The organism is Pseudomonas sp. 2822-17 (assembly GCF_002742485.1).
GTDB classification, from domain to species: domain Bacteria; phylum Pseudomonadota; class Gammaproteobacteria; order Pseudomonadales; family Pseudomonadaceae; genus Aquipseudomonas; species Aquipseudomonas cyclaminis.
Window position 1 is genome coordinate 1 of sequence record NZ_LJRZ01000809.1, and the last position, 346, is coordinate 346.

1 protein-coding gene is annotated in these 346 nt (G+C 40.2%); it reads right to left on the bottom strand.

What is annotated here, in order from left to right:
- Positions 1 to 24 precede the first annotated feature (24 nt).
- The coding region (locus tag AOA60_RS33555) for a histidine phosphatase family protein (protein ID WP_143522583.1) at positions 25 to 346 on the bottom strand (322 nt) is incomplete at its 5' end.

The following is a 346-nucleotide window of genomic DNA, read 5'->3' on the forward strand; positions in this document are numbered from 1 at the left end:
CATCTAGACTTGCCGTATTATTCTTCATACTCGTTCAAAAACATAGAGTTTCGCATTCTCTGGACGAGATATTTTCGGTCCCTTAAAACCTCTCTTCAAAAGCTCTTTTCGCAAAAAAATAATGATTCCTCCATGACAAACAACGAGAGTATTTTCTTCAGGCTCAATCACGCGATCAAGAAACTGGTTCAGCCTTTTCATAACACTTCCCCTCGTCTCTGGTTGTGATTTATGATTAAAATACCAAGCAACTCTCCCGACACCAAGATGAATTGGCACTGGTAATTTCCATTTGGTCGGTAGACATGGAGCAACTGGGATCTCCCTCAAATCTTCTAGAAAAGTA